Origin of the sequence: Lysobacter capsici, assembly GCF_018732085.1 — a bacterium.
GTDB classification, from domain to species: domain Bacteria; phylum Pseudomonadota; class Gammaproteobacteria; order Xanthomonadales; family Xanthomonadaceae; genus Lysobacter; species Lysobacter capsici_A.
In genome coordinates this window covers 1,576,927-1,590,033 of record NZ_CP076103.1, presented here as the reverse complement: position 1 = coordinate 1,590,033, position 13,107 = coordinate 1,576,927, and the positions used below count along the sequence as shown (strand labels likewise).

13 protein-coding genes are annotated in these 13,107 nt (G+C 66.3%); all 13 read left to right on the top strand.

Features of this window, described 5'->3' with window-relative positions; translation table 11 throughout:
* Positions 1-8: 8 nt before the first annotated feature.
* The gene (locus tag KME82_RS06505) at positions 9-470 is read left to right on the top strand and encodes an SUF system Fe-S cluster assembly regulator (protein ID WP_215497793.1); all 462 of its coding nucleotides are present in this window, start codon (positions 9-11) and stop codon (positions 468-470) included.
* Between the two features lie 16 nt (positions 471-486).
* Positions 487-1,962, top strand: coding sequence for a Fe-S cluster assembly protein SufB (sufB, locus tag KME82_RS06500; protein ID WP_036110385.1), 1,476 nt, complete (start codon positions 487-489; stop codon positions 1,960-1,962).
* Positions 1,962-2,618: a hypothetical protein gene (locus KME82_RS06495; protein WP_215497792.1), complete on the top strand. Its 657-nt coding sequence runs from the start codon at positions 1,962-1,964 to the stop codon at positions 2,616-2,618. Before sufB ends, KME82_RS06495 begins: the two co-directional genes overlap by 1 nt.
* A gap of 79 nt (positions 2,619-2,697) precedes the next feature.
* Positions 2,698-3,462 carry a Fe-S cluster assembly ATPase SufC gene (gene sufC / locus KME82_RS06490; protein WP_215498994.1) on the top strand — a complete coding sequence of 255 codons (765 nt, stop codon included), beginning with the start codon at positions 2,698-2,700 and terminating at the stop codon, positions 3,460-3,462.
* 34 nt (positions 3,463-3,496) lie between these two features.
* Entirely contained in the window at positions 3,497-4,786 is a 1,290-nt protein-coding gene (gene sufD, locus KME82_RS06485) for a Fe-S cluster assembly protein SufD (protein WP_215497791.1), read from the top strand.
* Positions 4,787-4,912: 126 nt separating this feature from the next.
* Positions 4,913-6,151, top strand: a complete 1,239-nt coding sequence (locus KME82_RS06480) for a cysteine desulfurase (protein ID WP_215497790.1) — start codon at positions 4,913-4,915, stop codon at positions 6,149-6,151.
* A complete protein-coding gene (locus KME82_RS06475) occupies positions 6,148-6,690 on the top strand; it encodes a GNAT family N-acetyltransferase (RefSeq protein ID WP_215497789.1) in 543 nt (180 codons plus the stop codon). The genes KME82_RS06480 and KME82_RS06475 overlap by 4 nt, the downstream gene beginning before the upstream one ends.
* Before the next feature lie 103 nt (positions 6,691-6,793).
* Positions 6,794-7,117: a Rieske (2Fe-2S) protein gene (locus KME82_RS06470; RefSeq protein WP_036110399.1), complete on the top strand. Its 324-nt coding sequence runs from the start codon at positions 6,794-6,796 to the stop codon at positions 7,115-7,117.
* A 644-nt stretch (positions 7,118-7,761) separates the two neighbouring features.
* Positions 7,762-10,062, top strand: coding sequence for a TonB-dependent receptor (locus tag KME82_RS06465; protein ID WP_215497788.1), 2,301 nt, complete (start codon positions 7,762-7,764; stop codon positions 10,060-10,062).
* 120 nt (positions 10,063-10,182) lie between these two features.
* The gene (locus KME82_RS06460; RefSeq protein WP_215497787.1) at positions 10,183-10,869 is read left to right on the top strand and encodes a Fe2+-dependent dioxygenase; all 687 of its coding nucleotides are present in this window, start codon (positions 10,183-10,185) and stop codon (positions 10,867-10,869) included.
* A gap of 71 nt (positions 10,870-10,940) precedes the next feature.
* Positions 10,941-11,588, top strand: coding sequence for a PepSY-associated TM helix domain-containing protein (locus tag KME82_RS06455; protein WP_215498993.1), 648 nt, complete (start codon positions 10,941-10,943; stop codon positions 11,586-11,588).
* A 32-nt stretch (positions 11,589-11,620) separates the two neighbouring features.
* Complete coding sequence (locus KME82_RS06450) at positions 11,621-12,136, top strand: DUF2271 domain-containing protein (protein ID WP_215497786.1); 516 nt, start codon at positions 11,621-11,623, stop codon at positions 12,134-12,136.
* 122 nt (positions 12,137-12,258) lie between these two features.
* Complete coding sequence (locus tag KME82_RS06445) at positions 12,259-13,074, top strand: DUF4198 domain-containing protein (protein ID WP_215497785.1); 816 nt, start codon at positions 12,259-12,261, stop codon at positions 13,072-13,074.
* Positions 13,075-13,107 lie beyond the last annotated feature (33 nt).

The following is a 13,107-nucleotide window of genomic DNA, read 5'->3' as shown; positions in this document are numbered from 1 at the left end:
TCCCCACGATGCTCCGCGTCACCAAACTCACCGATTACGCCACGGTCGTCCTGACCGTCCTGGCGGCCGGGCCCGATCGCGTGCTGAGCGCGTCGGAACTGGCCGAACGGGCGGGCCTGGAAGCGCCGACGGTCAGCAAGGTGCTCAAGCCGCTCGCCCAGGCCGGCCTGGTCGAAGGCTTCCGCGGCGCCAACGGCGGCTACCGCCTGGCCCGCGCCGCCGACGACATCGGCCTGATCGAGATCGTCGAGGCGATGGAAGGCCCGCTCGGCATGACCGAATGCAGCGTCCACGAAGGCCATTGCGGCCTGGAAAACCAGTGCGGCGTGCGCGCCAACTGGCGCCGCATCAACGACGTGGTCATCGAAGCGCTCAGCAACGTCACCCTGGCCCAAATGCTCGCACCCACCGCCCCCCTTCCTCTCGACACAGCCGCCAAGCGCATCGATCTGCGCCTGGCCGGCGCTTAGACAGTAGGCAGCCGCCATGGCCACCGACATCAAACCGACTCCCGCGCAGGCGGGCGACATCGCCAACAAGGAAATCCACGAGCAGTTGGGTCGCCGCTACGAGGCCGGTTTCATCACCGACATCGAGTCCGACAGCCTGCCGCCCGGCCTGGACGAGGACGTCATCCGCGCGCTCTCGGCCAAGAAGGACGAGCCGCAATGGATGACCGACTGGCGTCTTGAGGCCTACCGCCATTGGCTGACCATGCCGATGCCGCACTGGGCCAAGCTCAACATCGCGCCGATCGATTTCCAGGCGCTGAGCTACTACAGCGCGCCGAAGGCCAAGTACGCCTCGCTCGACGAAGTGCCGCAGGAACTGCTCGACACCTACGACAAGCTCGGCGTGCCGCTGCACGAACGCGCGCGCCTGGCCGGCGTCGCGGTCGACGCGGTGTTCGACTCGGTCTCCGTCGGCACCACCTTCCGCAAGGAACTGGCCGAGAAGGGCGTGATCTTCTGCTCGATGTCCGAAGCGATCCGCGAGCAGCCCGAGCTGGTCAAGAAGTACCTGGGCAGCGTCGTGCCGACCGGCGACAACTTCTTCGCCGCGCTCAACTCGGCGGTGTTCTCCGACGGCAGCTTCGTGTTCATTCCCAAGGGCGTGCGTTGCCCGATGGAGCTGAGCACCTACTTCCGCATCAACGCAGGCCACACCGGCCAGTTCGAACGCACCTTGATCATCTGCGAGGACAAGGCCTACGTCTCGTACCTGGAAGGCTGCACCGCGCCGATGCGCGACGAAAACCAGCTGCATGCGGCGGTGGTCGAACTGGTCGCGCTGGAAGACGCCGAGATCAAGTACTCGACCGTGCAGAACTGGTACCCCGGCGACGAGAACGGCAAGGGCGGCATCTACAACTTCGTGACCAAGCGCGGCGAATGCCGCGGCGCGCGCAGCAAGATCAGCTGGACCCAGGTCGAGACCGGTTCGGCGATCACCTGGAAGTACCCCAGCTGCGTGCTGCTCGGCGACGATTCGACCGGCGAGTTCTATTCCGTCGCGCTGACCCATCACCGCCAGCAGGCCGACACCGGCACCAAGATGATCCACGTAGGCAAACGCACCAAGTCCAAGATCATCAGCAAGGGCATCAGCGCCGGCCGCGGCCAGAACACCTATCGCGGCCTGGTCAAGGTCGAGAAGAACGCCGCCGGCGCGCGCAACCATACCCAGTGCGACAGCCTGCTGATCGGCAAGAAGTGCGGCGCGCACACCTTCCCGTACATCGAGGTCAAGCATCCCGATGCGACGGTCGAGCACGAAGCGACCACCTCGAAGATCAGCGACGACCAGTTGTTCTACTGCCGTTCGCGCGGCATCGGCGAGGAAGACGCGGTGTCGATGATCGTCGACGGCTTCTGCAAGTCGGTGTTCCGCGAGCTGCCGATGGAGTTCGCGGTCGAGGCGAAGAAACTGCTGGAAGTCAGCCTGGAAGGGTCGGTCGGATGATGCGCGTACTCGCTGTGTGCTGCCTGGCCGCGCTGACGGCGGCGTGTTCGAAGACTCCGCAAACGCCGGCCGCGCAAACACCCGCGGCGCAGGCGCCGTCCGCGCAAGCGCCCGCCGCGTCCAAGCCTGCGCCGGCGCCGGCCACGCAAACCGCGGCGGTTTCGAAGGTGCAGTACCTGCTGCCGTTCACCAGCCAAGCCGAAGAAGGCGCTCCCGACGATCCGCGCATCGTGCGTTGGACCGACGGCCCCTGCGGCGCAACCCCGTTCGCGCGGGTGGCCTCGATTCCGCTGGACGACAAATCGCTGCTCGCCGATTACGTGGTCGAGTTCGATCCGGCCGGGCGCGAACTGCGTCGCTGGGGCAAGCCTTACGAAGCCGAGGTGCTCGCGGTGGAAGGCGAATGGCTGCGCGTGCGCGTCAACGACCTTGAGGGCAAGCCGCACGAACTGCGCGTCGACCTCGCCGGCGTCATCGAGCCCATCGCCGATCCGGCGCAAGCCCAGACTCCGGCACAGGCGCTGTCGGAACGCTCGAAGATGATCGACTGCCCGAAGCTGCCGACCTTCGCCGAATCCGATTACGAACAGTGCTACGACGTCACCGACGCAGCCGGCGCGCATCGCCGGCTGGCGTACGAAGGCGTCTGCGCCTGAGCGCGCGAACCCGCCGCCGGGCCGCGAGCCCGCGCGCAACCGCGCATCGACTCATTCCGAATTTCCGATGACCCATTCCATGCTCAAGATCGAAAACCTCCACGTCCAAGTCGCCGGCAAGGACATCCTCAAGGGCCTGTCGCTGGATCTGCAGCCCGGCCAGGTCCACGCCATCATGGGGCCCAACGGCGCCGGCAAATCCACCCTGGGCAACGTGCTGTCGGGCCGCGAAGGCTATGAGGTCACCCAGGGCACGGTCGAGTTCGAAGGCCGCGACCTGCTCGCGCTGGAGCCCGAGGAACGCGCCGCCGCCGGCGTGTTCCTGGCGTTCCAGTATCCGGTCGAAATCCCGGGCGTGAACAACACCTATTTCCTGCGCACCGCGCTCAACGCCCAGCGCAAGGCGCGCGGCGAGGCCGAGCTCGACTCGATGCAGTTCCTCAAGCTGGTGCGCGAAAAGCTCGCCGTGCTGCACCTCAAGGACGAACTGCTGCACCGCGGCGTCAACGAAGGCTTCAGCGGCGGCGAGAAGAAACGCAACGAGATCTTCCAGCTCGCGCTGCTCGAACCCAAGCTGGCGATCCTCGACGAAACCGATTCGGGCCTGGACATCGACGCGCTCAAGGCCGTCGCCCACGGCGTCAACACCCTGCGCTCGCCCGATCGCGCGTTCCTGGTGATCACCCACTATCAGCGCCTGCTCGACTACATCAAACCCGACGTGGTGCATGTGCTCGCCGACGGCCGCATCGTCGAAACCGGCGGCCCGGAGCTGGCGCTGGAACTCGAAGCGCACGGCTACGAATGGCTCAAGGACCGCGTCGCACCGGAGCACGCGGCGTGATGCGCGACCAACGCCGGTTCCCGGAGCGCGCCCGATGAGCGCCCTGCTCGACGCATTCGTCTCGGCCTTCGACGCGCTGCCGGTGCGCGAATCTGCCGGCCTGGGCGCGACCCGCCGCGCCGCGCTCGACGCGGCCCTGCGCGACGGCCTGCCCGGTCCGCGCACCGAGGCCTGGAAATACACCCCGCTGCGCGCGCTGGAACGGCGCGCCTTCGCCGCGGCCGACGCCGCTCCGGCCGCGTTCGACAGCGCCGCGATCGCCGGCATCCCGGCGCCGCGCATCGTCTTCCATAACGGTCGCTACGACGCCGCGCAGTCCGACCTGGCCGGCTTGCCGGCCGGCGTTTCGCTGCAGCCGCTGTCGCAGGTATTGGCGCAAGGCGACGTGCGCGAAGCCAATTTCCTCGCCCGCCGCTACGAGCGCGCCGACGAAGTCTTCGCCCGGCTCAACGCCGCGCTCGCCGACGAAGGCGCGGTGCTGCGCGTGGACGCGGGCGTGCAGGCGCAAGCGCCGGTGCATCTGGTGTTCGTCGGCAGCCCGGCCGCGGGCGATCGCGCCTGGCATCTGCGCCACCTGATCGAACTGCGCGAAGGCGCCAGCCTGACCGTGGTCGAGCATCAGCTCGCCGCCGACAGCCACACCCACCTGAGCAACAGCCTGACCCACGTCCACCTCGCGCCGAACACCCACCTGTCGCATGCGCGGGTGCAGGACGAAGCGCTGGGCGCGACCGTGATCGCGCGTACCGACGCGGTGCTCGCCGGCAACGCGCGCTATCGTCGCATCGACCTGGAACTCGGCGCGGCGCTGTCGCGTCACGAACTCAACGCCGCGCTGCACGGCGAAGCTGCGCAGGTGTACGCCAACGGCGTGCTGCTCGCGACCGACCGCCGTCATCTCGACACCCGTCTGGGCATCGATCACGTCGGCCGCGACACCCAGTGCGAACTGATCTGGCGCGGCCTCGGCGCCGGCCGTTCGCGCGCCGCCTTCCACGGCGGCATCCTGATCCGCGAAGGCGCCGACGGCAGCAACGCCATGTTGTCGAACAAGAACCTGCTGCTCAGCGAAGGCGCCGAAATCGACACCCAGCCGGTGCTCGAGATCCACGCCGATGAAGTGCAGGCCGCGCACGGCGCGACCGTCGGCCAGCTCGACGCCAACGCGCTGTTCTACCTGCGCTCGCGCGGCGTGCCGTCCGAACAGGCGCGCGCCCTGCTGACCACCGCGTTCTGTCGCGAGACCTTGTCGCTGTTCGAAGACAACAGCGCGCGGGCGATGCTGGAAGTGCGGTTGAATCTGGCGCTGGAACGACTGATTTAAGAGCGAGGAACACAGTGGACAGGAGTGAGGAAAGAGTTCGATCGCGCGGTGATGGGTGAGCCAGGCGCCTTTACTCGTTCCTCACTTTTCTCCACTCGTTCCCGCACCATCCAAGGCCCTCACCTCATGAACGTCGCCCACACCCCCACCGCCATCGACTGGGCCGCGGTACGCGCCGATTTCCCGGTGCTCACCCGCGAAGTCCACGGCAAGCCGCTGGTCTATTTCGACTCGGCCAACACCGGCCAGAAGCCCGAAGCGGTGATCGTCGCGGTCGACGATTTCTATCGCCGCCACAACGCCAACGTCAGCCGCGCGGTACATGCGCTGGGCTCGGAAGCGACCGAACTGTACGAAAGCGCGCGCAGCAAGCTCGCCCGCTTCCTCAACGTGCGCGGCGATGAGTTGGTTTTGTGCAGCGGCACGACGTTCGCGATCAACTTGGTCGCTTATTCGTGGGCGCTGCCGCGGCTCAAGGCCGGCGATGCGATCGTGCTCACGCGCATGGAGCACCACGCCAACATCGTGCCGTGGCAACTGGTCGCCCAGCGCACCGGCGCGGTCATCAAGGTCGCCGAGATCGACGAACGCGGCCAGCTCGATCTGGATCAGCTGTATTCGCTGCTCACGCCCGAAGTGAAACTGCTGGCGCTGACCCACGTCTCCAACGTGCTCGGCACGGTCAATCCGGTGCGCGAGATCTGCCGCGAAGCGCGCAAGCGCGGCATCGCCACCTTGATCGACGGCTCGCAGGCGGCGCCGCACCGGCCGCTCGACATCGCCGCGATCGGCTGCGATTTCTACGCGATCACCGGCCACAAGATGAGCGGCCCGACCGGCACCGGCGCACTGTGGGCGCGACGCGAGCACCTCGACGCGATGCCGCCGTTCATCGGCGGCGGCGAGATGATCAAGGAAGTGCGGTTCGAAGGCACCGTGTTCGCCGACGGCCCGCGCCGGTTCGAAGCCGGCACCCCGAACATCGCCGGTTTCGCCGGGCTCGGCGCCGCGGTCGACTATCTGTCGGCGCTGGGCATGGCCAACATCGAAGCGCGCGAGCAGGCCTTGCTAAGCCGTTTCACCGAGGCATTAAAGCAAGTGCCGGGCCTGCGCATTTTCGGCGAGGCCGCCGACAAGGCCGCGGTGGTGAGCTTCCTGGTCGAAGGCGCGCATGCGCACGACCTGGCCACCTTGCTGGATCTGGAAGGCGTCGCGATCCGTTCCGGCCATCACTGCGCGCACCCGCTGATGCAACACTTCGGCGTACCGGCGACCTGCCGCGCCTCGCTGGCCTACTACAACACGTTCGAAGAGATCGACGCCTTCGTGACGGCCCTGACCAAAGTACGCAAACTACTCGCATGACTGACGACACCATCAAATTCCGCGCCGCCACCCCCGCCGACACCGACGCTGTGGTCGCGCTGGTCGAATCGGCCTATCGCGGCGATTCCGGCCGCCGCGGCTGGACCACCGAGGCCGACATTCTCGACGGCCGCCGCACCGGCCCGGACGAAATCGAGAGCGTACTGGCCAAGCCGAAGGGCATGATCCTGATCGCCGAACGCGCCGACGCATCGGGCGAATTGCTCGCCTGCGCGCATATCGCGGTCGAGGACGACGGCAGCGGCTATTTCGGCATGTTCTCGGTCAACCCGAGCCTGCAGGGCGGCGGCATCGGCAAGCGCGTGCTGGCCGAAGCCGAGCGCGTCGCGCGCGAGCAATGGAACCTCACGCTGATCCGCATGAGCGTGATCAACGTGCGCGAGGAGCTGATCGAGTTCTACGTGCGCCGCGGCTACGAGCGCACCGGCCGGTTCGAGCCGTTCCCCTACGGCGACGCGCGCTTCGGTCTGCCCAAGCGCGACGATCTGAGTTTCGAAATCCTGGAAAAGAAGCTTTGATGGCCGGGATTGGGGATTCGGGATTCGGGATTGGCGAAGCCGATACCCCCGCTCTTGCCAATCCTGCATTCCACATCCCGAATTCCGCATAGAGATTGCTGCCATGGGCGATTGGATTTTCGTCTGCGCCACTTCGCAATTGCTGCCGGGCGAATCCACCGTCGCCTGGGACGGCGACACCGCGATCTTCGTCTGCAATTACGACGGCGATTACTACGCGCTGGAAGACCGCTGCTCGCACGAGGACTTCGAATTGTCCTCGGGCACCTTCGACAGCGAGGAAGCGACGATCGAATGCGTGCTGCACGGCGCGCGTTTCGACGTGCGCGACGGCCGCCCGCTGTGCGCGCCGGCCTACGAACCGGTGCCGAAGTTCCCGGTCAAGGTCGAAGACGGCGGGGTGTGGACCCGCGACGATCGCGAGTAGAACGCTCCAGCGCGAACGCATCGTTCGCCTTCTTCCAGCGGCGCCGCTGCGCCGCCTGAAGCCCATCGCTCCCATACGCGCGGCCTTGGCCGCGAAAGTTTTTTGTGGGCGGGGCTCCAGCCCCGACATTCTTCTTTCAGATCACCACGTTGCTTCGCCCCGTGAAGCAAGAAGCAGTGCGCGGCGAGCCGAGACGGAAGCCTCGGAGCTAGCCCTTCCCAGCGCCTCGCAACTAAGGCGACGCTGACATCTGGCGGGATGCGCTGGCGCCGCATTGCGAAGACGAATGGCCCATTGGGCGGAACCTCATGAAGCGTCGAGCAATACGAGCCATGGCACTCCCTTCTCCCGTAAAGCGGGAGAAGGTGCCCGAAGGGCGGATTAGGGCAAGCGCGGCCGAGTCGCCGAGGGAGATTCGGCTTTCAGGCCCTCACCCCAACCCCTCTCCCGCGCCGCGGGAGAGGGGCTCGTCAAACCGCGACCCACCACCCAATCCGCGCCCTCTTTACGTACATCAATGTGACGAAAACGGTTACAGCCGGCCCTTCACATTCACTTTTCGTTGCAAATGAGAATTCATCTCATTAAGATCGCGGCCTGACGCGGCCTCGTACCGCCTTTTTTCCTGCCCCCCAGAGATTCCCATGTCGACCACGAAGTTCGTCGTGTCGCCGCTTGCCGGCGCGCTCGCTCTTGCCCTCGCTCTGCCTGTGTTCGCCGCCCCGGCGCCGGACCCCCAGGCCAAGGACGTCGAAGGCGTCGAAGTCCACGGCCAGCGCGTCCAGAAGGCCAGCAGCGGCAAGTACACCGCGAGCCTGCGCGATACCCCGCAGACGATCACCGTGATCGACCGCAACACCATCGACGGCCAGAACCTGCTGTCGCTGACCGACATCCTCAGCACCCTGCCCGGCATCACCTTCGGCGCCGGCGAAGGCGGCGGCGGCTTCGGCGACAAGATCAACCTGCGCGGCTTCGATGCCAGCAGCGACATCACTGTCGACGGCGTGCGCGACAGCGGCCTGTACAGCCGCACCGATCCGTTCAACCTGGAATCGGTGGAAGTCATCAACGGCGCCAACTCGGTGTACTCCGGCGCGGGCTCGGTCGGCGGCACCATCAACCTGGTGACCAAGAGCGCCGGCCTCAACGAGTTCCACAAGGCCTCGATCGCCGCCGGCACCGACAGCTACGCGCGCGTCACCACCGACAGCAACTTCGTGATCGGCGAAAGCACCGCGCTGCGCCTGAACACCATGGGCCACCAGAACGACGTCCCGGGCCGCGATATCGAAACCAACGAGCGCTGGGGCGTGGCCGCCTCGCTGGCGTTCGGCCTGGGCAGCGACACCACCTGGTCGCTGAACTACCTGCACCAGGAAGACGAAAACACCCCGCAATACGGCCTGCCGTTCTTCAACGGCGACGGCCTGCCGGGCGTGGATCGCGGCAACTACTACGGCTACAGCGACGTCGACCGTCAGGACATCGAACTCGACTCGCTGACCTCGACCATCGAGCATTCGTTCAACGATCGCTTCAAGATCCGCAACCTGACCCGCTGGCAGCAGGTCGACCAATTCTCGCTGGTCGACGCCGTGCAGGGCACCTGGTGCCTGGCCAACAACCGCACCCCGACCGGCACCACCTGCGGCGCGACGAGCCCGGGCAACTACAGCCCGAGCGGCCCGCGCGGCTACGGTCGCGATACGCGCAACACCACGATCTACAACCAGACCGATCTGACCACCACCTTCAACACCGGTGCGATCGAGCACAACCTGGTCGCCGGCTTCTCGATCCTGCACGAGAAATTCGACCTCGACGTCACCAGCGATTTCCGCAATCCCAACGGCACCAACCCGTACATCAACGGGCTGCCGCAGATGAACATCGCGCGTCCGGACCATATCTACAACGGCCCGATCAATCGCACCCTCACCGGCCAGACCGAGGGCGAACTCGACAACCGCGCGCTGTACGTGTTCGACACGCTCAAGTTCAACGAACAGTGGCAGCTGAGCCTGGGCGCGCGCTACGAGCGTAACGAAGGCAAGACCAGCAACGCCGTCGTCGTGCAGGCCCCGACCGTCGTCGGCGGCGCGCTGCCGGCGCAGCCGATCGGCACCATCACCGGTTACGGCGTCCCGTTCAAGAGCAACGACGATCTGTTCTCCTACCGCGCCGGCCTGGTCTACAAGCCGGTCGAGAACGGCAGCATCTACATCGCCTACGGCAACTCCAAGACCCCGTCGAAGGCGTCGGTCAACGGCTCGTGCACCGCGCAGACCTGCTCGGTCGATCCGGAAACCGCGGTCAATTACGAAATCGGCACCAAGTGGGACTTCGCCGACGGCCGCATCGCGCTGACCGGCTCGGTGTTCCGCAACGACCGCAAGAACTACAAGGTCTCCGACCTCGACAATCCGGCCAACCTGTCGGGCCTGCAGCAGCTCGACGGCCAGGCGCGCGTCGACGGCGTCATGCTCGGCGTGTCCGGCCTGATCACCGACCAGTGGGCGGTCTACGCCAACTATGCCTTCCTCGACAGCGAAGTGCTGCAGGGCGTGTCGAACCGCCAGGCCGGCCTGGGCCTGGACTACACCAAGGGCGACCGCCTGACCAACGTGCCGGAGCATTCCTTCAGCGTGTGGACCACCTACGATCTGAACTCGCGCTGGCAGGTCGGCTTGGGCTCGACCTACCAGGGCAAGATCTGGCTGACCCAGCACAGCGCGACCAACGTCAACGGCCCGCTGACCACCTACGGCAGCTACTGGACCCACCGCGCGATGGTCAACTTCAAGATCAACCGCGCCGCCTCGCTGCAGCTCAACGTCAACAATCTGACCGATGAGGAGTACTTCACCCGCATCCGCAACAACGGTTGGGCGACCCCGGGCGACGGCCGCCAGTTCGTGCTGAGCGCCAACTTCGCCTTCTAAGCGCTCGCATCGGTGCGGCGCGCCGCCAGTGGCACGCCGCATCGGGTCACGTTCTAATCGGACTTCCATCGTCCACGCGCGCCGCCCGGGCCCTCCCGGGCGGCCGCATTGAGGAAAACCATGCTGCTGCACGTTCCCAAGGTCCTCACCGCCGAACAGGTCGCCCATTGCCGGGCGCGCCTGGATCAAGCCGGCTGGGCCGATGGACGCATCACCGCCGGCCATCAGTCGGCCAGGGCCAAGGACAACGCGCAGCTGCCGGAAACCGATCCGGTCGCGCGCGAACTCGGGCCGCTCATTCTCGATGCGCTGGCGAAGAACTCGACCTTCTTCTCCGCCGCGCTGCCGCAGCGGGTCTACCCACCGCTGTTCAACCGCTACGCCGGCGGCCAGTCGTTCGGCTTCCATGTCGACAACGCGATCCGCTACGACCGCAGCCGCGGCGGCATGGACGCGGTGCGCACCGATCTGTCGGCGACCTTGTTCCTGAGCGCACCGGATGAGTACGACGGCGGCGAACTGGTCATCGAAGACACTTACGGCACCCACAACGTCAAGCTCGCCGCCGGCGATCTGGTGCTGTATCCGGGCACCAGCCTGCACAAGGTCACGCCGGTCACCCGCGGCGCGCGCATCGCCTCGTTCTTCTGGATCCAGAGTCTGGTCAGCGAAGACGCGCAACGGCGGCTGATGTTCGAACTCGACATCTCGATCCGCCGCCTCACCGCGGACGTGCCCGATCATCCGGCGCTGGTGCAGTTGACTGGCGTCTATCACAACCTGCTGCGGCGTTGGAGTCAGCCGTGAGTGCGATCGGCGGGGAGGATGGGGCGATCGGGGCTGGTTCGGTCAAGGCCGACTCTGGTAAAGCAGGGCGGATCAAAACCGGACCGGTTCAGGCGGCTTCGGGGGCGGTCGATGTTAATCGTCGTTCCTTTTGGCTCAAGACCCTGCACCGCTGGCACTGGATCAGCGCCGCGCTGAGCCTGGTCGCGCTGCTGCTGTTCTCGATCACCGGCATCACCTTGAATCACGCCGCGCAGATCGAATCCGAGCCGCACGTGGTCAACGTCAAGGAAACCCTGCCGGCGAGCCTGCTGCGCAGCCTCAAGAACGAACCGGCAGCCGATGCGCCGCTGCCCGGCGCGGTCAACGACTGGCTCAATGATGCGTTGGATGTGCGCACCGCCGGGCGCAAGGGCGAGTGGTCCGACGCCGATGTCTACGTGTCGTTGCCGCGCCCCGGCGGCGATGCCTGGATCAGCATCGACCGCGAGAGCGGCGCGATCGAGTACGAACGCACCGACCGCGGCTGGATCGCCTGGCTCAACGACCTGCACAAGGGCCGCAACACCGGCGCCGCGTGGCGCTGGTTCATCGATCTGTTCGCGGTGGCCTGCCTGCTGTTCGCGTTCACCGGCCTGTGGCTGCTGCAATTGCACGCGCGCCAGCGCGGCAAGACCTGGCCGCTGGTCGTGGCCGGCCTTGCGATCCCGCTGCTGGTCATCCTTCTTTTCATGCACTGAACATCCGTCTTCAAGCACTGCAGGAGCGATCCATGAAACTGTCGTCGTTCAAGGTCCTGATTCCCGCGCTGGCGCTGCCGCTGCCGGCGTTCGCGGCCGATCTGGAACTCAACATCGAGATTCCGCGCATCAATGCCGCCGAGTACCACCGTCCCTACGTCGCGGCGTGGATCGAAAAACCCGACAACACCGTCGCCAGCAATCTCGCCGTCTGGTACGACCTGGACATGAAGAACGGCGAAGGCACCAAGTGGCTCAAGGACATGCGCCAGTGGTGGCGCCGCAGCGGCCGCACCCTGAGCATGCCGGTCGACGGCGTCAGCGGCGCGACCCGTCCGGTCGGCAGCCACGCGGTGTCGTTCAAGGGCAACAGCAAGCAACTCGCCGGCCTGAGCCCGGGCAGCTACACCCTGGTGGTCGAAGCCGCGCGCGAAGTCGGCGGCCGCGAAATGCTGACGATTCCGTTCGAATGGCCGGCCAAGGCGCAGACGCTGTCGGCCCAGGGCAAGACGGAGCTGGGCAAGGTCGGGCTGGTGGTGAAGCCCTGAAAGGCCGGGAATCGGGAATGGGGCGTCGGGAATCGTAAAGGCCCGCTCCGACCGCTTCCGATCCCGCGATTGCCGCTCTTACGATTCCCGATTCTCGATTCCCCATTCCCGGACCTATTCTCATGAAAACCAAGCTCACCCTCGTAACCGCGCTCGCCCTCTCCACGCTCGGCCTGGCCACCACCGCGCAGGCGCACAAGGCCTGGCTGCAGCCGTCGCAGACGGTGTTCTCCGACAAGGGCTCGTGGATGACGGTCGATGCGGCCGTGTCCAACGACCTGTTCTATTTCAACCACGTGCCGCTGCCGCTGGAGCGCCTGCAAGTCACCGCGCCGGACGGCAGCAAGGTCGAGCCGCAGAACGCCTCGACCGGCAAGCTGCGCAGCGTGTTCGACCTGCAGCTTCAGCTCGAAGGCACCTACAAGATCGCGATGAACAACGAAGGCATGTTCGCCAGCTACAAGCTCGGCGGCGAAGCCAAGCGCTGGCGCGGCAAGGCCAGCGAGTTCGCCACCGGCATTCCCGCCGGCGCGACCGACGTGGAAGCCTCCGAAAGCCTGGGCCGGGTGGAAACCTTCGCCACCGTCGGCAAGCCGAGCACCACCGTGTTCGCCACCACCGGCAAGGGTATCGAGCTGGTGCCGGTGACCCATCCGAACGATCTGTTCGCCGGCGAGTCGGCGACGTTCCAGTTGCTGGTCGACGGCAAGCCGGCCTCGGGCCTGAAGATCGAGATCGTTCCGGGCGCGACGCGTTACCGCAACGAGCAAAGCGAAATCCACGCCACCACCGGCGCGGACGGTAAGTTCGAAGTGAAGTGGGCGCAGCCGGGCATGTACTGGCTGGAAACCGCCAGCGAAGACAAGAAGACCACGCTGCCGCAGGCCAAACAGCGCCGTCTGAGCTACGTCGCCGTGTTCGAAGTGCTGCCGCAGTAAGTCGATGTCGCAGGCCGTGACGCAACCGATGTG